Annotated in this window: 20 protein-coding genes, 3 tRNA genes and 1 pseudogene; 10 read left to right on the top strand and 14 right to left on the bottom strand. The window is 72.2% G+C overall.

Features of this window, described 5'->3' with window-relative positions; translation table 11 throughout:
* Positions 1–193: 193 nt before the first annotated feature.
* Positions 194–958, bottom strand: a complete 765-nt coding sequence (locus ACFRCR_RS06830) for a hypothetical protein (RefSeq protein ID WP_377676265.1) — start codon at positions 956–958, stop codon at positions 194–196.
* Between the two features lie 309 nt (positions 959–1267).
* Between ACFRCR_RS06830 and ACFRCR_RS06825 the strand changes: the two genes are divergently transcribed.
* From ACFRCR_RS06825 to ACFRCR_RS06810, 4 genes are all read left to right on the top strand, one after another.
* Positions 1268–2245, top strand: a complete 978-nt coding sequence (locus ACFRCR_RS06825) for a carbohydrate ABC transporter permease (protein WP_377676264.1) — start codon at positions 1268–1270, stop codon at positions 2243–2245.
* Positions 2242–3225 carry a carbohydrate ABC transporter permease gene (locus tag ACFRCR_RS06820; protein WP_377676263.1) on the top strand — a complete coding sequence of 328 codons (984 nt, stop codon included), beginning with the start codon at positions 2242–2244 and terminating at the stop codon, positions 3223–3225. The genes ACFRCR_RS06825 and ACFRCR_RS06820 overlap by 4 nt, the downstream gene beginning before the upstream one ends.
* Before the next feature lie 68 nt (positions 3226–3293).
* Positions 3294–4661: an ABC transporter substrate-binding protein gene (locus tag ACFRCR_RS06815; protein ID WP_377676262.1), complete on the top strand. Its 1368-nt coding sequence runs from the start codon at positions 3294–3296 to the stop codon at positions 4659–4661.
* Entirely contained in the window at positions 4658–5395 is a 738-nt protein-coding gene (locus tag ACFRCR_RS06810) for a glycerophosphodiester phosphodiesterase (protein ID WP_377676261.1), read from the top strand. Before ACFRCR_RS06815 ends, ACFRCR_RS06810 begins: the two co-directional genes overlap by 4 nt.
* Positions 5396–5487: 92 nt before the next feature.
* Here ACFRCR_RS06810 and ACFRCR_RS06805 read toward each other — a convergent pair whose 3' ends face one another.
* The 4 genes and pseudogenes from ACFRCR_RS06805 to ACFRCR_RS06790 form a co-directional block, all read right to left on the bottom strand.
* Positions 5488–6633, bottom strand: coding sequence for a VanZ family protein (locus tag ACFRCR_RS06805; protein ID WP_377676260.1), 1146 nt, complete (start codon positions 6631–6633; stop codon positions 5488–5490).
* Between the two features lie 132 nt (positions 6634–6765).
* A pseudogene (locus ACFRCR_RS06800) lies at positions 6766–8391 on the bottom strand (mechanosensitive ion channel family protein); the annotation flags it as partial.
* Positions 8392–8519: 128 nt separating this feature from the next.
* Positions 8520–9116: an antibiotic biosynthesis monooxygenase gene (locus ACFRCR_RS06795; RefSeq protein WP_377676259.1), complete on the bottom strand. Its 597-nt coding sequence runs from the start codon at positions 9114–9116 to the stop codon at positions 8520–8522.
* Between the two features lie 122 nt (positions 9117–9238).
* The gene (locus tag ACFRCR_RS06790) at positions 9239–9598 is read right to left on the bottom strand and encodes an iron chaperone (RefSeq protein WP_138826256.1); all 360 of its coding nucleotides are present in this window, start codon (positions 9596–9598) and stop codon (positions 9239–9241) included.
* A gap of 218 nt (positions 9599–9816) precedes the next feature.
* On the opposite strand from ACFRCR_RS06790, the gene ACFRCR_RS06785 reads away from it, so the two are divergent.
* The 3 genes from ACFRCR_RS06785 to ACFRCR_RS06775 all read left to right on the top strand — a co-directional run bounded on the left by ACFRCR_RS06785 (position 9817) and on the right by ACFRCR_RS06775 (position 13522).
* A complete protein-coding gene (locus ACFRCR_RS06785; protein WP_377676258.1) occupies positions 9817–10311 on the top strand; it encodes a pilus assembly protein CpaE in 495 nt (164 codons plus the stop codon).
* Positions 10312–10349: 38 nt separating this feature from the next.
* Positions 10350–11783 carry a threonine/serine exporter ThrE family protein gene (locus tag ACFRCR_RS06780; RefSeq protein WP_377676257.1) on the top strand — a complete coding sequence of 478 codons (1434 nt, stop codon included), beginning with the start codon at positions 10350–10352 and terminating at the stop codon, positions 11781–11783.
* A 419-nt stretch (positions 11784–12202) separates the two neighbouring features.
* Positions 12203–13522 carry a D-alanyl-D-alanine carboxypeptidase family protein gene (locus ACFRCR_RS06775; protein WP_377676256.1) on the top strand — a complete coding sequence of 440 codons (1320 nt, stop codon included), beginning with the start codon at positions 12203–12205 and terminating at the stop codon, positions 13520–13522.
* An 89-nt stretch (positions 13523–13611) separates the two neighbouring features.
* Here the strand turns inward: ACFRCR_RS06775 and ACFRCR_RS06770 are convergent, their stop codons facing one another.
* The 9 genes from ACFRCR_RS06770 to ACFRCR_RS06730 form a co-directional block, all read right to left on the bottom strand.
* Positions 13612–14532 carry a prenyltransferase gene (locus ACFRCR_RS06770; protein ID WP_377676255.1) on the bottom strand — a complete coding sequence of 307 codons (921 nt, stop codon included), beginning with the start codon at positions 14530–14532 and terminating at the stop codon, positions 13612–13614.
* Positions 14529–14843: a lycopene cyclase domain-containing protein gene (locus tag ACFRCR_RS06765; protein WP_377676254.1), complete on the bottom strand. Its 315-nt coding sequence runs from the start codon at positions 14841–14843 to the stop codon at positions 14529–14531. Before ACFRCR_RS06765 ends, ACFRCR_RS06770 begins: the two co-directional genes overlap by 4 nt.
* Entirely contained in the window at positions 14840–15256 is a 417-nt protein-coding gene (locus ACFRCR_RS06760) for a lycopene cyclase domain-containing protein (RefSeq protein WP_377676253.1), read from the bottom strand. Before ACFRCR_RS06760 ends, ACFRCR_RS06765 begins: the two co-directional genes overlap by 4 nt.
* Positions 15253–16986 (bottom strand): phytoene desaturase family protein, encoded by a 1734-nt coding sequence (gene crtI / locus ACFRCR_RS06755; protein ID WP_377676266.1) that lies wholly within the window; start codon positions 16984–16986, stop codon positions 15253–15255. The genes ACFRCR_RS06760 and crtI overlap by 4 nt, the downstream gene beginning before the upstream one ends.
* Before the next feature lie 17 nt (positions 16987–17003).
* Positions 17004–17981, bottom strand: a complete 978-nt coding sequence (locus tag ACFRCR_RS06750) for a phytoene/squalene synthase family protein (protein WP_377676252.1) — start codon at positions 17979–17981, stop codon at positions 17004–17006.
* A gap of 134 nt (positions 17982–18115) precedes the next feature.
* Positions 18116–19099: a UDP-glucose 4-epimerase GalE gene (gene galE, locus ACFRCR_RS06745; RefSeq protein WP_377676251.1), complete on the bottom strand. Its 984-nt coding sequence runs from the start codon at positions 19097–19099 to the stop codon at positions 18116–18118.
* A gap of 65 nt (positions 19100–19164) precedes the next feature.
* Complete coding sequence (locus ACFRCR_RS06740) at positions 19165–20097, bottom strand: cation diffusion facilitator family transporter (RefSeq protein ID WP_377676250.1); 933 nt, start codon at positions 20095–20097, stop codon at positions 19165–19167.
* The gene (locus ACFRCR_RS06735) at positions 20094–20507 is read right to left on the bottom strand and encodes an ArsR/SmtB family transcription factor (RefSeq protein ID WP_377676249.1); all 414 of its coding nucleotides are present in this window, start codon (positions 20505–20507) and stop codon (positions 20094–20096) included. Before ACFRCR_RS06735 ends, ACFRCR_RS06740 begins: the two co-directional genes overlap by 4 nt.
* A gap of 32 nt (positions 20508–20539) precedes the next feature.
* Positions 20540–20884 (bottom strand): metallopeptidase family protein, encoded by a 345-nt coding sequence (locus ACFRCR_RS06730; RefSeq protein ID WP_084690000.1) that lies wholly within the window; start codon positions 20882–20884, stop codon positions 20540–20542.
* Positions 20885–21066: 182 nt separating this feature from the next.
* Here ACFRCR_RS06730 and ACFRCR_RS06725 point away from each other — a divergent pair.
* The 3 genes from ACFRCR_RS06725 to ACFRCR_RS06715 all read left to right on the top strand — a co-directional run bounded on the left by ACFRCR_RS06725 (position 21067) and on the right by ACFRCR_RS06715 (position 21419).
* Positions 21067–21139: transfer RNA gene (locus ACFRCR_RS06725), tRNA-Glu, on the top strand.
* A gap of 88 nt (positions 21140–21227) precedes the next feature.
* A tRNA-Asp gene (locus ACFRCR_RS06720) sits at positions 21228–21301 on the top strand.
* 45 nt (positions 21302–21346) lie between these two features.
* Positions 21347–21419 (top strand) — tRNA-Phe (locus ACFRCR_RS06715).
* Positions 21420–21458 lie beyond the last annotated feature (39 nt).

Raw genomic sequence — 21458 nt, 5'->3', positions numbered from 1 at the left:
GATACCAGCAGGACCAGCGCCAACAATGGCCACACGCAACGGACGAGAGCTGCTCACAGGAAAGAACGCCTTCCGGTCGAGGAGGGGAGGGGCGGTCCACGCCGGGGTCGGCAGCCGCACGCTTCGACGGTACGTCCTCAACCAGGGTTGAGGTCAAGGTGCACGGTGGAGACTGCGGGGAGGACCTGGACCGTCAGGGCTCGTACCCCTCGACGAATCCCCTGATCTCCCTGCGCATCGCGTCCTCGCCCAGGGGCTGCCGGGTCGACGTCCCGATCGTGAACCCGTAGCCCTCGATCGGACCGTTCGTCCAGGAGAAGTCGTACACCCCAGGGTCGTGGGGCCGGTCGTTGACCGTGAAGGCCTGACCGTCGACCGTCAGGTGCCACACCTGAGGAGCCCTTCGGGGTGCAGCACTGGCTCGGCTCTGCAGCCGCTCGATCCGCGGTCTCAGGAGCGCGTCCATCACCGCCGGGTCCTCCCATGTCTGGACGCTGACGAGCAGCCGGTGCGGGCCGAGGTCCCGGTGCCACGCGCCGCCCACGGGAACGAGCTCGATGTCGTAGACCACCGGGACGTCCGGGTCGCCGATCGGCTCCGGGACGTAGCCGTCGGGCAGGTCGGCCTCCGAGAAGAAGTAGTTCGGTCGCACCATCTCCTCGTGCCATGCCCGCGCCTCGGCCGCGAGGGCGTCGAACACCGTCGCCAGCCTCTCCGACGCGGGCCCGACGTCGCGCCCGGAGGGCACCTCGGTCAACCGGTCCCACCACTCGCGCCACTCGTCCGCGAGCGCCGCGGCCTCGTCGCCCGGCAGTACCTCGACCGTGATCCGGGGAACGAGCGCCGGGACGTCGTCGGCCACGGGCAGCGCGAGACGGTCGCGGACGAACAGGGCCACCGTGAAGCCGGTGCCGCGCCCCACGTTGATGCTCCGCAGGTCCTGTGGTTCGTGCGTCATCGCTCACCTCGTCGTCGGTCCGGCAGGAGCCGGACCGCCCATGCTAGGCCGTCGGCGACGTCGCGCCGCGCGCCTCGCCGGCCCGCGTGACCCGACCCTGCCGATGCAGGGGACGGCGCCCACCACGGCGACCGATCCCGGCCGCGGGCGGCTCGCAGATGACCGCACGGCGTCCCCGATGACCTCGCGTCGAGGCGCCGATGAACGCCTCGGGAACGTTCGGGGAACGGAGCCGCTGAGGCCACTTCTCGGACACTTCGCCCTCCTAGGGTGACGGCGTCCACCCGCTCGTGACTGGAGCCCCACCCCATGACCTCCGTGTCAGCCCCCGTGCGCCCCGCGCCACCCGCACGCCGTCGGACGATCCCCGGACGGACCCCGACGGCCCGGTCCCGCTTCACACGCCCCACCCCGCGGGCCCTGCGCACCTGGCTCGCGTTCCTGCTGCTCGCGGGGCCCAACGTGGTCCTGCTGCTCGTGTTCGTCTACCGCCCGCTGCTGCAGAGCTTCTACTACTCGACCTTGCAGTGGAACATGGGCTCCCCCACGGCTCGCTCGGTCGGTCTCGGCAACTACGTCGAGTGGTTCCAGGACCCGACGACGGCCGACGTCATGGTCACGACGGGCGTCTTCACGGTCGCGACCGTGGGCGGCTCGCTGGTCCTCGGCCTGGGCCTGGCCCAGCTGCTGAACCGCCGCCTCAAGGGCCGCGGGTTCGCGCGGACGGTCGCGTTCGCGCCCTACGTCCTGTCGGGCGTCGCGGTCGGCATGCTGTGGCTGTTCATCTTCGACCCGCGCTACGGCCTGCTCTCGGCCGGCCTGCGCGCGATCGGGCTCGAGTCCCCCGACTGGTACACCACCTCGCCCTGGGCGCTCGTCATGATCATCGTCGTCTACCTGTGGAAGAACGTCGGGTACGTCGCCCTGATCTTCCTGGCCGGTCTCCAGGCCGTCCCGCAGGAGCTCAGGCAGGCAGCCGCCCTCGACGGCGCGTCCTCGGCCCGGACTTTCCGTTCGATCGTCCTGCCGCTGCTCGCGCCCACGACCTTCTTCCTCACGGTCACGACGCTGCTGAGCTCGCTCCAGTCGTTCGACATCATCCAGGCCATGACGAAGGGCGGGCCGCTCGGCTCGACCACGACCCTGATGTACCAGATCTACGAGGAGGGCTTCGTAACCGGTCGCGCCGGCTACGCGTCGGCCGTCGCGACGATCCTCTTCCTCCTGCTGCTGGTCGTCACGGTCGTCCAGCTGCGCTTCGTCGAGAAGAAGGTGCACTACGCATGAGCGTCCAGAACCCGGTCCGGGACGTCCCCGCCACCGCACCTCGTACGACCTCGGGCGCGCCCCGCGCCCAGCACCCCGGGTCACCCGTGGACGCACCACCGGCCCCCGGCGGTGCGGGCCACCTCCCGAGCGGCCCCCGCACGCCGGAGCGCGCGCGTCGTCGTCGGCCCCTGCACCTGGGCTCGTACGCGACCCTCCTGGTCGCGACCGTCGTCATGGCGCTGCCGCTCGTGTGGATGGTGCTCGCGAGCTTCAAGCGCCCCGACGAGCTCTACTCGATCCCGCTCCAGTGGCTCCCGCAGAGCCTCGACCTCGCGAACTACGTCCAGACGACGCAGAGCATCCCCGTCGGGCAGCTGTTCCTCAACAGCGTGGGCCTGACGGTCGTGGGCTCGACCCTCAAGCTGCTGCTCGGCCTGTGCTGCGCGTACGCGCTCGTCTTCCTCGACTTCCCGTTCAAGCGCGCGGTGTTCGTCCTGGTCCTGTTCACGCTGCTCATCCCGCAGCAGATCACGATCATCCCCAACTACACCCTCGTCGCCCAGCTCGGGTGGCTCAACACCTACCAGGGCATCCTCGTGCCGGGACTGGCGAGCGCGTTCGGGACCTTCCTGTTCCGTCAGCACTTCCTGTCGCTGCCGATCTCGATCCTGGAGGCCGCCGAGCTCGACGGCGCGGGCCACTGGCGCAAGCTGTGGCGGTTCGTCGTGCCGCTGTCCTACCCGACGATCGCGGCCGTCGCGCTCGTGTCCGTCGTCGCCGAGTGGAACGACTACCTGTGGCCGTTCCTCGTGACCGACGACGCCGAGAAGATGACGCTCCCCGTGGGTCTCACGCTCCTGCAGAGCGTCGACGGCATGAACAACTGGGGCGTCCTCATGGCCGCGACCGTGCTCGTGACCCTCCCGATCCTCATCGTCTTCCTGTTCCTCCAGCGCCGGCTCGTCGCCGGGCTCACCGCCGGAGCCGTGACCGGCTGACCTGCCGGTCCTCCCCTGTCCCCCCCGGCACCTGCCGGGTCGCTGTTCCCCACCCCAAGGAGCATCACGTGAACCAGCCCCTGCCCGCCCAGTGGACCCCGTCGCGACGCGACGTGCTGCGCCTCGGCGGCCTCGGCGCCCTCGCCCTCTCCCTCGCCGCGTGCGCGGGACCGACCGTCGGCGGCGGCACGTCCGCCCCGTCCGCCTCCGCGGGCACCGACTGGTCGACGATCAAGCCCGCCTCGCAGATCACGTGGTGGAGCAACCACCCCGGCGCCTCCAAGGCCATCGAGGAGGAGCTGATCCGCCGCTTCAACGCGAAGCACCCCGACATCGCGGTCAAGCTCGTGACCGCGGGCGCCGGGTACGACGAGGTCGCGCAGCGCTTCCAGGCCGCCTCGTCGTCGAACAACCTGCCCGACCTCGTCATCGCGAGCGACGTGTGGTGGTTCCGCTACTACGTCAACGGCCAGGTCATGCCGCTCGACGACGTGTTCGCGCACCTCGACGTCGACGTCGCCGACTACAACCCGACGCTGTACGGCGACTACGCGTACGACGCCAAGCACTGGGCCGTGCCGTACGCGCGCTCGACGCCGCTCTTCTACTACAACAAGACCATGTGGGCCGCTGCGGGCCTGCCGGACCGCGGCCCCGCGACGTGGGCCGAGCTCGCCGAGTGGGCCCCCGCCCTGCGCGCTCAGGTCCCGGCCGACGGCGCCCCCCTCGGGCTCGCGACCGGCACGTCGTGGGCCGCCTGGTGGTTCGAGAACATGCTGTGGGGCCAGGGCGGTCAGTACAGCGACGAGTTCACGGTCACGCTCGACACCCCGCAGGCCCTGGCTGCGGGCGACTTCCTGCACGACCTGTTCCACGGGTCCAAGGTCGCGGGCGTCGGGACCGACGCCGGGGCCGACTTCGCCGCCGGCATCTTCGCCTCGACCATCGGGTCCACGGGCAGCCTCACGGGTCTGCTCGACGCCGCGTCGTTCGAGCTCGGCACGGCCTACCTGCCCGACGGTCCCTCCGGCTCCGGGACGCCCACGGGCGGCACGGGCCTGGCCATCCCGGCCTCGCGCACGCCCGAGCAGCAGCTCGCCGCAGCCATGTTTCTCGCCTTCATCACGGACCCCGAGAACACCGCATACTTCTCCCAGAACACCGGGTACATGCCGGTGCGCACGTCCGCGGTCGAGGGAGAGACCATGAGCAGCATCTACGCGGCCACGCCGCAGTTCCGCACGGCCGTCGACCAGCTCGCGGAGAAGTCGCGCTCGCAGGACTGGGTCCGGGTCTTCGTGCCGGGAGGCGACCAGATCCTCACGGACGGGATCGAGCAGATCGTGCTCAAGGGCACGCCCGCCGCCGAGGCGTTCGCGTCGATCACGCCGCGTCTCGAGAAGGCGTACCAGGAGAACGTGGAGCCCTACCTGTGACGGGCCCGATCCAGGTCGTCGCGCACCGCGGGAACTCGTCCGTCGCCCCGCAGAACACGCTCGCCGCGTTCGAGGCCGCGTGGCGAGCGGGAGCCGACAGCATCGAGCTCGACGTGCAGCTCACCGCGGACGGCGAGGTCGTCGTGATCCACGACGACACGCTCGACGCGACGACGGACGGTACCGGCCGTGTCGACGCGCTCCCGCTCGCGGACGTCCGCACCGTGGACGCGGGCTCGTGGTTCGCCCCGGCCTACGCCGGGCAGCGCGTCCCGACCTTCGCGGAGGTCGTGGACTTCCTCGTGACCCGCCCGGGCATCGACCTCCTGCTGGAGATCAAGGGCGACTGGGGGCCCGACGACGTCCGCAAGGTCACCGAGCCCGTCCTGCGCGCCGGGCTCGCCGACCGGGTGATCGGGCAGAGCTTCTGGCCCTCGACGGTCGCAGCCCTGCAGAAGGTGGCCCCGGACCTGCGCCGCGGACTGCTGGTCGGCGAGCTCTCCGACGGCCTGCTCGCGACGTGCGCCGACCTGGGCGTCATGACGTGCAACCCGGCCGGGCACCTGCTCGTCGAGCGGCCCGGCCTGGTCGACGAGCTGCACACCGCCGGGCTCCAGGTCATGGTGTGGACCTTGAACGAGCCCGCGCAATGGACCCTTGCCCTGGTGGCCGGAGTCGACGCGGTCATCACCGACCGTCCCGACCGCCTGCGGGGGTGGCTCGCGGGGCGCTGAGGAGCTGCCGCCGACGCGGCCCCGCCGAGAGAGCAGACGGCCCTGGATCGCACGATCCGGGGGCGTCTGCTCACTTCTCGGCGCTTCCGCCCTCAGCTCCGCGCGTCGACCATCCGCGCCCCCGACACGACGCCCGACACCCCGCGCCGGTCGCGCGTGAACAGGACCGAGACCACCGCCACGAAGGCGACGAGCGAACCCAGGGGCGCTGCGACGTCGGGCAGGAGACCACCACCGGGGACCTCCGCCAGGACCAGGCAGACCCCCCAGAGCCCACCCGACGCGAAGCCGCGCACCACCCGACGCGCCATGGTCCCGCGGCCCAGGCCGCCCGCACCGACCGGGCCCTCGGCGACGTCCGCCGTCCAGCGCGGCTCGAGCCACATGGCCCGTTGCCCCCACGACGCCCCGCTCCCCAGGAACGGCGGCACCAGCAGGACCAGGACCACGGGCACGAGCGACCCGAGCACCACGTCGACCGCGCCCGCCTCGAGCGGGACGTCCTGCCCCAGCGCGACGAGCGCCACCCGGTAGAACAGGACCAGCACCGTCCCCGTCACCGACACCAGGAACGCGTCGAGCAGCATGCCGAGCCACCGCCGCCACACCGTGACCGGACGCGGTACGCCCCGCTCGGTCGCGAGGTCGGTCGAGCGCGGCATCCACCGCAGGACGACCGGCGCGATCAGGGCACCGATCAACCCGCCCAGAGTGTTGGTCAGGAGGTCGTCGACGTCGGCCAGGCGATACGAGCACGGGATGAGACCGAAGATCCCCGTGCCCTGCGTCGTCTCGATGAGCAGCGACGCCGCGAACGCCGACAGCACCGTGAGCGGCAGACGCCACTCGAAGAAGCGCCGCACCAGCACGCCCCACGGGACGAACAGCACCACGTTGAACACCGTCTGGAGCACGGCCGGGCTGCGCAGCCGCGCCGCCGTGCTCATGCCCGCGGTGTCCCGGCGGATGTCCTCGACGAACTGGAACGGGTTCAGCTGCGGCCCGGAGAACCCGTGCTGTGCGCACCACTGCGCGAGGTCGCCCGAGGGCAGCGGCAGCAGCGTGTACGCCACGAGCGCGACGCCGTAGACCGCGACCGCCGCCGACCCGAGCAGGCGTAACCAGCTCAACCGCCCGTACCGGCGGTACTGCCAGACCACGATCGGCAGCAGGAACATCACGAAGACGACGACTCCGCCGATCACGCCCACGTACGCGGGCCAGGTCCACCTGCTCACGACGAGACCCTAACCAGGCGCGCCCGGCGCGGCGCGGTGGACCCGGGTCGTGTGCGTCACGTCGGGGCGGCGGACGACTCACGCGGGGTCAGGGTGGGTCACCCCCGGCGCGCGGGTGACTCCCCCTCGGCGTCACGCGTCGCCGTCGTGACCGGCGTCGCCCTGCGACTCGCCACGCCCCAGGTCGCGGTCGCCGGGGCGCGACGCCGCGTGGTCCCGGCCCCGTTCGTCGGCGTCGCCCTGCGATGCCGCTGCGTCGCGCTCGTCCTCGACCCGGTTCCGCTCGGCCGTCTCCTCACGCTCGTCGATGACCTCCTGCCCCGGGCCGGCGAACGCCTTGGAACGCTCGACCCCCTCGGCCGTGCCACTGAAGAAGGCCGACTCGGACGCGCCGCCGGGCAGGTCCTCGGGCCCGATCTCCCCCGTGTCACCAGCGGCGGCACCCGCGAGGGCCGCCTCGACCGGTGACATGACCCTGGTCTCGACGACGTCCTGCGGGGCGCTGACCGTCCCGATCACGCGCGACTGGTCGCGCACCGAGACGCGGCGCGTCGCCTGGCGGGTCGACAGGGGCGGCTGCCCCGGGATGCCCGGCCCCACGGGGATCGCGGGCGGGAGGTGGACCTCGGGCTCGGGGATCGCGGGCTGTGCCGCCGCACCGTCTGCCTGCGCACGACCGGGCGCGACGTCGGGCTCCTCGCTGATGCGGCCCTCCTCGACGCCCTCGAAGCGCGTGCGGGGCAGCGAGTCGGCACTCGACCGCTGGAGCCACTCGACGAGCCCCTCGCGCACGAAGCACCGCAGGTCGAACAGCGTCGGGGCGTCGCGGGCGCTCACGAGCGCACGCACCCGGACCACGCCGTTGATCGCGTCGGTCACCTGCAGGATGCCGACGCGCTGGTCCCACAGGTCGGTGTGCGCGAGGAGCCGCTTGAGCTCGGCACGCATGGCCCCGAACGGCACCCGGAAGTCCAGGTCGAGCTCGACCGTGCCGAGCAGGTCCGCGGCCCGCCGCGTCCAGTTCTGGAACGGCGTCGTCGTGAAGTAGGTGCACGGCATGATGAGGCGCCGGTCGTCCCACAGGTGCACCACGACGTACGTCATGGTGATCTCCTCGATCCGCCCCCACTCGCCCTCGAGGACCACGACGTCGTCGACGCGGATGCCGTCCGTGAACGCGATCTGCATGCCCGCGAACACGTTCGCGAGGGACGTCTGGGCCGCGAGGCCCGCGACGATCGAGATGACACCGGCCGACGCGAGGATGCTCGCACCCGCGGCGCGCGCCGCGGGGAACGTCAGCAGGACCGCGGCGATCGCGCAGATCACGATGATCGCGACGGTCAGGCGCCGCACCACGATGATCTGCGTCCGGATGCGCCGCGCGTGCCGGTTGTCGACGACGTCGACCCGGAAGCGCTTGAGCGCGCTGTCCTCGAGCACGAACGCGAGCGCCCCCACCCACCACGCACCCGCCGCGATGAGCGCGATCAGCAGGGCGTGCTCGACGGCGGGGCGCCAGCTCACCGACGGGTCGGTCGTGACCCGCACCGCGATCCAGACCGCGACGATCATGAGCACCGCGCGGTCCGGGCGGCGCAGTCGCCTCGAGATGTCCCGCGCGAGCTCGCTGCGCCGTCCGAGGCGGTTCACGACCGCCGAGAGGATCGTGCCCAGCACGAACGCGACCACCAGCGCTCCTGCGACGGCGGCCAGGGTCAGTGCGACATCCGTCGCGTTCTCGATCTCGTCGTCCATCCGTCCACGCTATGGCCGGGCGCTGGAAGTCGCCTGGACAGGCGCTGGGCGACCGACGCCGTCGGGCATCCCCCGAGGAGGAGCGACGGGTCGGCCGGGCGCCTCGTCGGAGAGCCGGTGGGAGCGCCTCAGCGCGCGAGCCACGGTGCCAGACGGCGGGTCACCCACGGCAGGACGGCGTACGTCATGATCGGGGTCAGCACGAGCGTCGTCACGAGCACCCTCGGGACCACGGGCAGCTCGCCGAAGCTCGGGACGGCCCACGACACGAGGAGCGTGAACGCGAGGTTCACGGGGAAGAACCCGAGCCAGATGCTCACCGACTGCTTCCACCGGGCCGGCGCACGCTCGGCGCCGACCTGTGGCTCCTCGACGCGGGCGGGGACGTCGAACCAGCCCTCGATGCCCGTCCTGCGCTCGACGCGCTGGTCCTCCACGAGCCCCTGCCCCTCCTGGAGCCACGCGACCCGCTCGGGCGAGGAGTCCCACGCGTCGAGCGTCGCCTCGTCGGCGAAGCGGTAGAGCATGTGCCAGTCGTGCGAGTCCTTCGCGGCGCGCACCCAGCCCGACCCGAGGAACCCCGGGTACGTGTTGGCCATGTTGACGCCGGTCTGGACCCAGCGCGTCGCGTCCTGGACCAGGTCGGGGTGGATGCGGCGGTGGACGGAGACGGTGACGGGTCGGTCCGGGGATCGCCCGGCCGTGCCCGTGGAAGGAACGGTCATGAGGGCGAGTACACGATGCCGACGTTTCCGGGGTGTGACGACCCGGCCGTCGTGGGACGACGCGTCCCGACAGGTGGGCGCCCGCCGGGAGCCTGCCGAGAGCACTCCGGGAAGAGTGCGCGCTACGCCGAGGCCCCGTGCTGGTCGAGCAGGTGCCGCGAGACCGTCTCGATCACGCCGTACGGGATCGGCTCGGACAGCATGAACTTGAGCGTCCCCTTGGAGGCCCGGTAGGGGGCGACGAGCCGCTCGAAGTCCACGTCGCCGTCGGGCACGGGGTACAGGCTCACGTGGTGCTTCCACCCCGCGAAGTACACGACGACCCGGCCGCCGACCGTCACCGCCGGGATCTGGTAGCTGATCTTCTCGCCGGCGTCGGGCACGACCCGGTGGATCGTCCGGCGCATCTCCTGCAGGACCGCCTGGGTCTCGGGCGGGAACGAACCGATGTAGTCGTCGACGGTCTCGAACGTCCCGGTCATGCCGGCCTCCCCGTGCTCGGGCCCCGCGGGCTGCGGGAGTCCTTCCCCTACTGTCTCGCGCGAGCGGGTGAAGGGCCTGCGGAGCGTCACCGCCAGTTGGTCGGAGCGTCACCGTCGGCGGGCGGGGGCGTCACCGTCAGCAGCATCGAGCGTCACCGTCGGCGGGCCGGGCTCACCCTCGGCGCGCCTGCTCGGACCGGCCCGACCATACTGGCGACATGATCTCCTGGGACCTGGCCCTCGCCCTCCGCGAGGCGGGAGTGCGCTGGCACCCCGAGTCCGGCGACCGGTTCCGGCTCCTCGGCACGGGTCCCACGGGCGACCTCTTCACCGTGAGCGACATGACGATCGAACCCCACGAGTTCGACACCGGCGTGATCCTCGGCTTCAACGGCACGACCGAGTGGGCGCTCGACTCCGTGGCCCTCGAGGACGCGCTCTGGCACCCGCTCGAGCCCCAGCTCCGCACCCTGCTCGGCGGCACCTTCCGCTGGCTCCAGCGCTTCGTCGAGGACGACGACGTCCCCGCCTACCTCGTCGAGATCGAGCTCGGCGGACGCCCGCTCACCTTCCGCGGCCACGACCCCGCCGATGCCTACGCCGAAGCCCTGCTGCACCTGGTCGCGGCGTCGTCGGGACCGGTCGACCCGTCGCCCGGGCCCTCCAGGGGCGCCCGGACGGACACCGCCGGCGGACGCGGGGTGGCGACCTGAACGGCGAGGGCCCTCCCGCGGACGCGCCACCCGAGCGAGTGACGCCGTCCGACGACGCCCCCACGACCGCCCCCCGCGACACCTCGCCGGACACCACGGAGACCGGCGCCTCCCCGGCCGAGACCGCCCCCGGGACGCCGCACCGGACCAGGTTCCCCCTGCTCTCCGGGATCCGCCACGCCCCCTCGACCCTCCGCCGGGTCCTCCAGGCGCTCGGCAACGAGGCGACGCCCGACGAGGAGCCCGACGTCCCGGAGATCTCCCCGGACCTCGTCCCGCTGCTGCGCACGCTCGGCCGGGCGATGCTCGACTCGGGGCAGTCGGTCAACGACGCGCAGGACGTGCTCAAGCAGGTCGCCGACCTGCACGGGGCGCACACCGTGCAGACCCTCGTCCTGCCGACGTGCGTCTTCATCCGCGTCCAGACCGCCTCCGGCGTCGTCACGGACTTCACCGACGCAGCGGGCAGCGGGCTCGACCTGGACCAGATCGGCGCTCTCTACGCCGTGATCCGCAAGCTGCGGAACCAGACGATCGACCTCGCCGACGCGCGCGCCGAGCTCCGAGCGATCCGGCGTCGGCCGCCCAGGTTCGGTGCCGTGCTCACGGTCGTCGGGCACGCGATCCTGACGCTGGGCTTCGGCCTGATCCTGAACCCGACCCTGGACCTGCTGCCCGTCTTCCTGGTCCTGGGGCTCGGCGTCGGGCTCCTGCGGTGGCTCGCCGCGCGCTGGCCCACGCTCAGCACGGCCCTGCCCGTCGTCGCGTCCTTCCTCGTGACGGTCCTGGCGATCCAGGTGGTGCACCCCTGGCTCGGCGACAGCCCGCTGCAGGTCCTCGTCCCGCCGCTCATCAGCTTCCTGCCCGGCTCCGTCCTGACCGTCGCCGCGATCGAGCTCACGAGCAACCAGATCGTCTCGGGCGCGAGCCGGCTCCTGTACGGGATCGCCCAGCTGCTCCTGCTCGTGTTCGGCGTCGTCGCCGGTGCGGCGGTCGCGGGCGACCTGCTCGCCGGGCACGGCGGCGAACGGATGGGGTGGTGGGCCCCGTGGGTCGGCGTCGTGCTCGTGGGCGTCGGGCAGATGCTCTTCGCCTCGACCCCGCGCCGGAGCCTGCCCTGGGTGCTCGTGGTCCTGTTCGCGGCCTACGCGGCCCAGCTCGTGGGTTCGTACGTCGCCCCGGAGATCTCGGGCTTCTTCGGTGCTCTCGTGATCGTGCCGCTCGCGACGCTCGTCGAGCGCACGCGCACCGGCCCCCCGGCGATCATCACGACGCTCCCGGCCTTCTGGCTCCTGGTCCCGGGGGCGCTGAGCTTCCTGGGCCTCTCGGAGCTCGTGGCGGGGAACACGGGCTCGGTGTCGGACATCGCCAACGCCGTCGTCGCCGTCTTCGCGATCGCGTTGGGCATGCTCGTGGGTACGGCCCTGACTCGCGACGCGAGACGCGTCGGTCGTACCTTCTTCACCGAATAGGCCCGGACCCGGCACACCATCCCCAGCGGATCCTTGCTCCACACGGCCAGACCGCTCACAAACGTAGTTGAAGATGGAACGAGTTGGCAGGCACCGAGGACCGTCCTCGCATCCCATCTGCTGGCGCACGCGGCTCCCACGTCATCCGGACGCGCCGCGACTCAGGCCGCTGAGGCTCCAAGAACGACTCCCGTCACCGCGACGGCACCGTACGGCGTCGAGCTCCCGCTCGACCGCCGCAGTGCGCACGCGGTCCCGGCCTCGGCCCGACGAACGGAACATCGGAACACCGTGACAACTGCACTGCTCAGCTCTGCCGCGCCCACGGCGCGACGCCCGCTCCCGGGCACGGACGACCGTACGACCTCCCCCCTCGGCGCAGCCGACCAGCCGGGTCCCGGCACGAGAGGGGGCCGCTGATGGGGAAGCACTCCCAGCGGCGCTTCGCCGCGACCCTTCCCGGGCGCTCCCTGCGCCGACGGTCCCCCTTCGCGGTCGCGGCAGCCCTTGCCGCGGTCGCCGTGACCACCACGGCCGGCGCCGCCAGCCTCGTCACCACCCCCACCACCGCCCAGGTCGCCGCGGCGAGCACCACCGGCACGGCGGCCTCGACGGTCACCAGCGTCGCCGGGGCGAGCGCCTCGACCCCCGAGGAGCATGCCGCCCTCGAGGCGGCCAGCACCGAGCTCGTGCGCGCCGAGTACCTGGCGAGCGAGGGCACGTCCTCCCTGGCACCCGAGCAGCTGGCCCAGATCACCGCGACACGTGACCAGCTCCGGCAGCTCCTCAGCGCCGCGACGACGGCGCAGGACGCGGACGATGCCGGCACCGGGGCGGCGAGCGTGTCCGCCGACGCGGCGACCGACACGTCGCTCGACGCCGGTGGGCTGGACTCCGGGCCGACGCTCGAGGCCTCCGGGTCGGACGCCGCCCTCGACGGGCGCGACACGTTCCGTGCGAGCCGAGCGGGCACCGAGGGACGCGAGTCCCTCACCGCCGACGCCGGCACGACGACGCCCGAGGCCGCGACGGCCGACCCCGCGGTCGACGCGCCGACCGAGCCCGCTGCGACGCAGACCGACCCGGCGACCGTCGAGGCGGCCCCGTCCGGCCAGGCCCAGGTCGCCCCGACGATCGACGAGATCGGTGCCGCGACCGAGGCCCTGCGCACGCTCCTCGACTCGACGTCCGTGACGGTCTCGGTCGAGCCGGGACCGCCGTCGGCCGAGGAGATCGCCGCCCAGCAGGCCGCCGAGCGTGAGGCCCTGGCGGCCCAGCAGGCCGCCGAGCGTGCGGCCATGGCCTCTCAGCTCGCGGCGTGGGCCAACAGCACCGCCGGGTACTCGAACGGGAACATCCCCACCGACCTCCTGTGCTCGCCGAGCTTCGCGCCCGGGCATTTCGTGCGCTGCGACGGGGTCTACTACCTCGAGCAGCTCAACACGGCCTACCGGGCCGCGTTCGGCACGGACATCTCGGTGACGTCGTCCTACCGGTCGTACGCCTCGCAGGTCTCCGTCAAGGCGTCGAAGGGCAGCCTCGCAGCGCGCCCCGGCACCTCGAACCACGGCATGGGCCAGGCGCTCGACCTGGGCGGCGGCATCAACCAGTTCGGCACCGCCCAGTACAACTGGATGCGGGAGAACGCTCCGGCGTACGGCTGGGACAACCCGACCTGGGCGCGCCCGGGCGGGGCGAACCCCGAGGCCTGGCACTGGGAGTTCGGCACCACGTACTGACCTGCCGACCAGGACACCTGAATGCTGACACGGCCGCCGTCCCGCGAGGGACGGCGGCCGTCGTCGTACCCGGGAGCTCTCAGCCCCTCTCAGCCCCAGGTGGCGGCGATGAGCAGCATCGTCACGAGGAACCCGGTCGCGAGGTTGAGCCACAGGAAGCGGCGCCAGCCCGCGTTCGCCCGTTCGCAGTCCTCGTCGCACACCGACCAGAACGAGGCGACGTTGGCGAGGTACGGGAGCGGGAGCAGGGCCGCGAGCCATCCCGGCCAGGGGAGCACGGCGAGCAGCACCGCGGCGACGAGGTAGGCGGCGGCCGCGACGACGACGGTCCGGTGCGCCCCGATCACGGTCGCGACCGAGCCGATCCCCCCCTCCCGGTCGGCCCGCACGTCCTGGACCGCGCCGAACGCGTGCGACGCCGCTCCCCACAGCACGAACGCCACCAGCACGGGCCACACGGTCCGCGCACCGAGGTCGGCCCCGACGAGCACGAGCGCGTAGAGCAGCGGCCCCACGAAGTGCAGGGCGGACGTGAACGAGTCGACGAAGGGCCGCTCCTTGAAGCGCAGCACGGGCGCCGAGTACGCCACGACGAGGAAGACCACGACGGCGAGCGTCAGGTTCGCGGCCCCGTCGCCCTGGAGCAGCAGCCACGCGAGGAACGGGACGTTCGTCACGGCGCACGCCCACAGGATGCGCCGATGGGTCGCGCGCGCCGTCGCGGGGTCCGCGAGCGCGCCCTCGATCCCGCCCTTGCGCGGGTTCCGCAGGTCCGACGCGTAGTCGAACACGTCGTTGATCCCGTACATGAGCAAGTTGTAGGGGATCAGGAAGTAGAGCGTCCCGACGACGAGCGCGGCGTCGACGCGACCTCCCGTCGCGACGAGGTAGCCGGCCGCGAACGGGTAGGCGGTGTTGATCCAGGAGAAGGGCCGGGAGGCCGCAGCGATCTCCCGGAGCGCGACGAGCGGCCCGGGCGCGGCCCCGGGCTCGACCGCGACCCCGGTCACGACTGACCTCCCGCGTGCCGACGTCGTCGGCCGTCCCCGACCCAGGTCCACACCGCAGGCAGCAGCATGACCGCGGCGAGCGGGTAGGCGAAGTCCTCGAGCGGCGCGCCGACGAGGTAGATCCCGAGGATCTTGTCCGGGGCGTAGGTGTAGAGCCCGACCGCGATCATGATCGTGTCGAACACCAGCGTCAGCACCACCATGACCGCGGCCGTCCACAGGAGCGGCCCGGCCCGGTGGCGTCGGAGCGTCCATCCCGTGACGAGCGCGACGAGCGCCAGGACCACGAGGTTCAGGACGATGTTGGTCATGCGCCGGCTCCCGTCGTCGGACCGTCGGAGGCCCCGGCGGGCATGTCGGCGGGCACCTCGTCCGCCCTCGCAGCACCACCGTTCGTCCGCCGGGACGCACGGCCTCGCACGCGCAGGTCGAGGAACCGCCAGACGAGCAGGGTGTTGTAGCAGAGCAGCGTGAGGAAGACGGCCTCCTCGACGGGCAGCTCGGGGGCGAGCTGGAGCCCGGTCATGTGCGGGGAGTCGCCGCGCGCGAAGATCCCCAGCGCGAGCCCGGCGACGTCCCACGCGAGGAAGAACAGCACGCCGACCACGAGCGTGATCGCGGTCCGGGCCGGGTCGGCCCAGAACGCGAGGCGGAACCGGCGGTCGAGCACGGCGAGCCCGCCGAGCGAGACGAGGAGCGCCCCGAGGTACGCGAACCCGATCACGAGACGCCACCCCGCAGGCGCTCGGGGCGACGGCTCGCGGCGAGGAAGCCTGGGCGCAGCGGCGTCGGGAGGGGCCGGGACGAGGTCTCGCCGAGGAGCCGCTTGGCGACGAGCTCGGCGCTGATGAGGCACATCGGGAGCCCGACGCCGGGGGCCGTGCCTGCTCCCGCGTAGTAGAGGTTGGCGACCTTGCGCGACGCACCCGGGGGGCGGAACATCGCGCTCTGCGCGAGCGTGTGCTCCATCCCCAGGGCCGTCCCGCGCCAGGACGAGAACTCGGTCGCGAAGTGGGCGGGCCCCAGGACCCGCCGGGTCACGACGCGCCCGCGCAGGTCGTCGATCCCGGCCCAGGCGCCGACCTGGTCGAGGTAGCCGTCGGCGAGCCGTTCGAGGTCGGCCTGCGACGCCGCGGACCCGCCGAGCGCGGGGTCCGCGGGGAAGGGCACGAGGACGAACAGGTTCTCGTGGCCGGGCGGGGCCGCGGGTCGGTCGATGGTCTCGTCGTCGGTCGCCGACGTCCGTGAGACGTAGAGCGAGGCGGGGGTCGGGACCCGCAACGAGTCCACAGGGCTGTTGGCCGCGTCCCCCAGGACGTCCGAGAAGTTGCCCTGCCAGTCCTCGGTGAAGAAGAGCGAGTGGTGGGCGAGCTCGGGCAGCTCGCCCCGCACGCCGGCGAGGACCAGCAGCGCCGAGATCCCCGGGCCCCGGTGGTCCCACGCGGGCGCGGGCAGGTCGGCGTAGGCCGGGGGAAGCAGCGCGGTCTGCGTGTGGTGCAGGTCCGCACCGGACACGACGACGTCCGCGGGCACGACCTCGCCCGTGCTCAGCCGCACCCCGGTCGCGACGCCTCGCGCGCGCCGGCGGGACCGGCCGGTCCGTCCGCGTGGCGACGTTCCGCCGTCGGGCACGGCCGCGGCCGGTGCGACCTCGATCCCGACGACGTCGCTCGACGTGCGGATCGTCACGCCCTCCGAGCGGGCGAGCTTCTCCATCGCCTGGACGATCGTGTACATCCCGCCACGCGGAAAACGTACGCCCTCGACGAGGTCCAGGTGGCTCATGAGCGAGTACAGCGCGGGCACCCGGTAGGGCGACGAGCCGAGGAAGACCGCGTGGTAGCCCAGGACCTGGCGCAGGCGCGGGTCGTGCACCCGGCGCTCGACGCGGTCCGCGAGCGAGCGCCCCAGCAGGGCCGCGAGGCGCGGGAGGCGTCGAAGGACGTCGCGCCCGATCGCCCGGTCAGGGCGCTCGAAGGTCGTGTAGAGGAAGTGGTCGAGGGCGAGGCGGTAGGCCTCGCTCGACTCCTCGGCGTAGGCCCGCATGCGCTCACCGTCGCCGGGCGAGAGCGCGTCGAAGCGCGCCCAGTTGGCCTCCGGGTCCCGGGAGACGTCGAGGACGGTGCGGGCCGGGGGGAGGTTCGTGGCGCCGTCGGGCTGCTCGGAGGACCGGGCCCGCTCGAAGAAGACGCGGTACGACGGGTCGAGCGGGACCAGGTCGAGATGGTCCTGGGCGCGCTCTCCCAGCAGCGCGAACCAGTGCTCGAAGACCTCGGGCATGAAGTACCAGGAGGGTCCCGTGTCGAAGCGGAACCCGTCGAGATCGAGCGTTCCTGCGCGACCACCGACCCGCTCGTGGCGTTCGAGCAGCGTGACCCGTGCGCCGCCCCGGGCCAGGAGCGCAGCCGTCGCGAGGCCGCCGACGCCACCGCCCACGACCACGACGTGCGGCATGTCGGGCGGGGCGTCGTTCACAGGGCTCCTCGGGGATCGGCGAAACGGGCGGAGCGCGGGGACGTGACGGGCACGTCGCGCCGCAGCGACTCGCGCGCCGCGGCACGGGCGGCGACGACGAGCTTGACCGGGTCCGGGACGCGCACACGTGCCCGGAGCAGCTTCTCGGGGGCTGTCGAGGCGAGCCGACCGAGCAGGGAGTCGTAGAGCGCGAGCGTCGCGGCGACCGCCATCCGGGCCCGCCGCGGGAGCGAGGGGAGCGCGGCACGCGCGGCGTCGAGGTCGCTGCCGATCTCGGCGAGGATCGCGTCGACGTCCTCCTGCGTGAGGTCGGCGGGCGTGATCCCGGGGAAGTAGCTGCGCCCCAGCTCCTCGTGGTCGGTGCGCAGGTCGCGCAGGAAGTTGATCTTCTGGAACGCGGCTCCCAGCCCCTGGGCACCGCGCAGCACGGCCGCGTCGGCGCGGACGACGGGCTCACCGGGACGTCGGCCCGCGTTGAGGAACACCGCGAGGCACATGAGCCCCACGACCTCGGCCGAGCCGTGGACGTACTGCTCGTAGCTCGCCTTGTCGTGCACCTGGACCGTGAGGTCCATGCGCATCGACGCGAAGAAGGGGTCGATCTCCGCGTGCCCGATCCCCGTGCGCCGGGCCGTACGGGCGAACGAGTGGACGACGAGGTTGGTCGAGTACCCGCTCGCGAGCGCGCGGGCGGTCTCCTCCTCGAGTCCCGTGAGGAGCGCCTCGGCCCCCTCGCCGCGGCGGGTGTCGACGACCTCGTCGGCCACGCGGACCAGGCCGTACACCGCGTCGATGTCGCGCCGCGCCACGCTCCCCAGGAGCCGGGACCCGAGGCCGAAGGACGTCGAGTACCCGGTCAGGACCGCCCTGCTCGCGCGGGCGGCGGTGCGGTCGTACAGCATCTGCGACACGTGGACCTCCCCCTTCATGGTCTCGGACGCTCGGCCTGCTGGCATCCCAGGCGTTCCGGGCATGGCACACCCCTTCATCCTCAGCGTGCTGAGTAATTTCGCTCAGCATACTGAGGATCTGACGTGATGTCAGTGCCGGACACACGGAAGGGCCCCCTCGCACGAGTGCGAGAGAGCCCTTCGGTCACCTCCGAGGCTCAGACGTCGATGCGACGAGGCCCCGCCTGCCAAGCCTCCCAGGCCGAGGAGATGATCTCCTCGAGCCCCTGCGAACCGCTCCACCCGAGCACCTTGTTGATGCGCTCGGGCGAGGCGACGAGCTGCGGCGGGTCGCCCGCGCGACGCGGGAAGATCTCCGCGGTCACGTCGAGACCCGACACCCTCCCGATCTCGTCGATGACCTCGCGGACCGAGGAGCCCGTCCCCGTCCCGACGTTGAAGACGTCGTACGCACGCTCGTCCTCGTCGAGGTAGCCGAGCGCCGCGAGGTGCGCCTCGGCCAGGTCCAGGACATGGATGTAGTCGCGGATGCAGGTGCCGTCCGGCGTCGGGTAGTCGTCACCGAAGATCTTGGGCTGCTCGCCACGCTCCAGACGGTCGAGGACCATGGGGACGAGGTTGAGGATCGCCGGGTCGCCCAGGTCGGCCCAACCGGCACCGGCGACGTTGAAGTAGCGCAGCGCCACGAACCGCAGGCCCCAGGAGCGGCCGGCCGCCCGTCCCAGCCACTCGCCGACGAGCTTGGTCTCGCCGTAGGGATTGATCGGCTCGGCGTGCAGCTTCTCCTCGACCAGGGAGACCGACGGCATCCCGTACGTCGCCGCCGACGACGAGAAGACCAGCCGGTCGACACCCGCCGCCTCCATCGCCGTCACGAGGTTCGTGAAGCCACCGACGTTCTGCTGGTAGTACCAGGCCGGCTTCTCGACCGACTCGCCGACCTGCTTGCGGGCCGCGAAGTGCACCACCGCGGTGACCTCGTGCTCCACGAGGGTCGTGGTCAGCACCTCGACCGCCTCGGCGCTCGACACGTCGAGACGAACGAGCGGCGCTCCCCCGACCCGCCCTTCCTGACCGGTGCTCAGGTCGTCGACGACGACGACCTTCTCGCCCCTCTCCTGCAGCAGCCGCACCACGTGCGCCCCGATGTACCCCGCCCCGCCCGTCACCAGAATCGTCATGGGACGAGCGTAGTTCGGCGCGGGAGCCGTTCTCGACGTCGACGGCCCCGCGAGACGCCCGGCGATCAGTGGTGGACCGACTCCTCGGTCTCCTGCATCGACGGCGGCTCGATCTGGAACGTGCAGTGGTCGACGTCGAAGTGCCCGCCCAGGCACTCCTTGAGGCGCTGCAGCACCTCGGTCCCGCCACCGCACGCGAGGAGGTCCTCCTGCACGACGACGTGTGCCGACATGACGGGGACTCCCGAGGTGATGGTCCAGGCGTGCAGGTCGTGGACGCCCACGACACCGGGGATGCCTTCCATGTGCGTGCGGACCTTCTCGAGGTCCACGCCGGCCGGGGTCGACTCGAGGAGCACGGCCGCGACCTCCCGCAGGAGCATGAACGCACGCGGCAGGATCATGAGGCCGATCGCCACCGACGCGAGACCGTCGGCCCCCGGGAACCCGACCGCGACGAAGAAGCCGGCGACGATCACCGCGACCGACCCGAGCAGGTCGCCCAGCACCTCGAGATAGGCGCCCCGGACGTTGAGGCTCTCGGCCTGACCGGCGGACAGCAGGCGCAGCCCGACCGCGTTCGCGACGAGACCGACGACCGCCACCCCGATCATGAGCCCTGCCTGGATCTCCGGGTCCGGCGACCGGAACCGCGAGACGCCCTCCACGATCGCCAGCACGGCGACCGTGCCGAGGATCAGCGCGTTCGTCAGCGCCGCGAGGATCTCCGCACGCTGCCACCCGAAGGTCCGCGTCGGGGAGGCAGGGCGCGTCGCGAGCCAGCTCGCGAAGAGCGCGATCCCGATCCCGGTCGCGTCGGTGAGCATGTGCCCGGCGTCCGCGAGGAGGGCGAGCGACCCGGAGACCAGCGCGCCCACGACCTCGAGCGCCATGACACCGAGCGTGATGCACAGGACGATCACGAGCCGACGGCGGTGCGCACCCGTCGCGGTCGACGCGCCGTGCGAGTGGGAGTGGGAGTGGGAGTGGCCGCTCACGGCGCGCCCTTCGTCGCGTCGACGATCCGCTCGGCGTCGGCCAGGATGTGCGCGACCTCGGGGCGCGCGAGGCGGTACCAGGACGAACGTCCCTCACGGCGCGTCGCGACCAGGCCCGCCTCACGGAGCGTCGCCAGGTGGGCCGACACCGTGGACTGGGCGAGCCCCAGCTCGCGGGTCAGGTCGACCACACGGTGCTCCGCGACCGCGAGGAGGTGCACCACCGAGAGCCGGTGCGGCTCGGCGAGGGCGTGCAGGAGGCGCGCGACCGCGGTGTGGTCGTGCCCGACGACGGGCGGTGTGCACGGTTGCTGCGGATGTTCGGCCGCCGCCTGCTCGGCGGGAGCCTCGGTCACGGGTCGGCGCGACCGCAGGTGCGTGCGGGCGCTCGTCTCCCTTTTCATCGTCATGTGGCGATGTTATCGCCTGTCGACGATGAATGCTAGGCCCACCCGAGCTCGTGCAGCCGGTCGTCGTCGATCCCGAAGTGGTGCGCGATCTCGTGGACCACCGTGACGACGACCTCCTCGACCACCTCCTCACGCGTCTCGCAGATCGCGAGAGTGGGGTTGCGGTAGATCGTGATCCGGTCCGGGAGGGCGCCCGCGGCCCACATGAGGTCGCGCTCGGTCAGCGGGACCCCCTCGTACAGCCCCAGCAGCTCGGGGTCGTCGGCGGGCGCGTCGTCCTCGACCAGGACGACCACGTTGTCCATCTGCTCCGCCAGCTCCTCCGGGATCTCGTCCAGCGCATCGCGCACCGCGTCCTCGAAGTCCTCGCGCGTCATCTCCACCACGAGACCATCCTCCCTTGCCACAGCCGGGCCCCGCCTCGCATCGACCGCCTCGCCGGGACCCCGCGCACGGCTCCGAGCACCGTTTTGCACGGCGACCCCGCTTCCCCGTATGCTGACGGAGGTCTCTCGGCGACTCGTGCCCCGCAGGCGGTGCGGGTTGTCCAGGAAACTAGGCCCCCATCGTTTAGCGGCCTAGGACGCCGCCCTTTCACGGCGGTAGCACGGGTTCGAATCCCGTTGGGGGTACTCGGAAGGATCCGATTAACGGATTCGCCCGGCAGTGAGATACGATTCTCGAGGTTCGAACGGCGCAGGCCGGGAGAAACTCACGCAAGGCCCTGTAGCGCAGTTGGTTAGCGCGCCGCCCTGTCACGGCGGAGGTCGCGGGTTCAAGTCCCGTCAGGGTCGCTCGACAGCGACTGCCCGGTCATCACGACCGGGCTTTCGTGTCAAGGCTCTGTAGCTCAGTTGGTAGAGCGTTCGACTGAAAATCGAAAGGTCACCGGATCGACGCCGGTCGGAGCCACTTCCACGAAGCCCCGTCTCGTTTCACACGAGACGGGGC

Origin of the sequence: Oerskovia sp. NPDC056781, assembly GCF_042789955.1 — a bacterium.
GTDB lineage: Bacteria > Actinomycetota > Actinomycetes > Actinomycetales > Cellulomonadaceae > Oerskovia > Oerskovia rustica.
The sequence above is the reverse complement of the archived record's forward strand: the minus strand, read 5'-3'. Positions and strand labels throughout refer to the sequence as shown.

What these genes read in the sequence shown, in the direction of transcription:
- ACFRCR_RS06750 (WP_377676252.1), bottom strand. Translation starts at nt 17,981, where the DNA reads ATGCCCGGAACGCCTGGGATGCCAGCAGGCCGAGCGTCCGAGACCATG.
- ACFRCR_RS06820 (WP_377676263.1), top strand. Translation starts at nt 2,242, where the DNA reads ATGAGCGTCCAGAACCCGGTCCGGGACGTCCCCGCCACCGCACCTCGT.
- galE (WP_377676251.1), bottom strand. Translation starts at nt 19,099, where the DNA reads ATGACGATTCTGGTGACGGGCGGGGCGGGGTACATCGGGGCGCACGTG.
- ACFRCR_RS06735 (WP_377676249.1), bottom strand. Translation starts at nt 20,507, where the DNA reads ATGACGATGAAAAGGGAGACGAGCGCCCGCACGCACCTGCGGTCGCGC.
- ACFRCR_RS06730 (WP_084690000.1), bottom strand. Translation starts at nt 20,884, where the DNA reads ATGACGCGCGAGGACTTCGAGGACGCGGTGCGCGATGCGCTGGACGAG.
- ACFRCR_RS06795 (WP_377676259.1), bottom strand. Translation starts at nt 9,116, where the DNA reads ATGACCGTTCCTTCCACGGGCACGGCCGGGCGATCCCCGGACCGACCC.
- ACFRCR_RS06790 (WP_138826256.1), bottom strand. Translation starts at nt 9,598, where the DNA reads ATGACCGGGACGTTCGAGACCGTCGACGACTACATCGGTTCGTTCCCG.
- ACFRCR_RS06765 (WP_377676254.1), bottom strand. Translation starts at nt 14,843, where the DNA reads ATGACCAACATCGTCCTGAACCTCGTGGTCCTGGCGCTCGTCGCGCTC.
- ACFRCR_RS06775 (WP_377676256.1), top strand. Translation starts at nt 12,203, where the DNA reads ATGGGGAAGCACTCCCAGCGGCGCTTCGCCGCGACCCTTCCCGGGCGC.
- ACFRCR_RS06830 (WP_377676265.1), bottom strand. Translation starts at nt 958, where the DNA reads ATGACGCACGAACCACAGGACCTGCGGAGCATCAACGTGGGGCGCGGC.
- ACFRCR_RS06785 (WP_377676258.1), top strand. Translation starts at nt 9,817, where the DNA reads ATGATCTCCTGGGACCTGGCCCTCGCCCTCCGCGAGGCGGGAGTGCGC.
- crtI (WP_377676266.1), bottom strand. Translation starts at nt 16,986, where the DNA reads ATGCCGCACGTCGTGGTCGTGGGCGGTGGCGTCGGCGGCCTCGCGACG.
- ACFRCR_RS06825 (WP_377676264.1), top strand. Translation starts at nt 1,268, where the DNA reads ATGACCTCCGTGTCAGCCCCCGTGCGCCCCGCGCCACCCGCACGCCGT.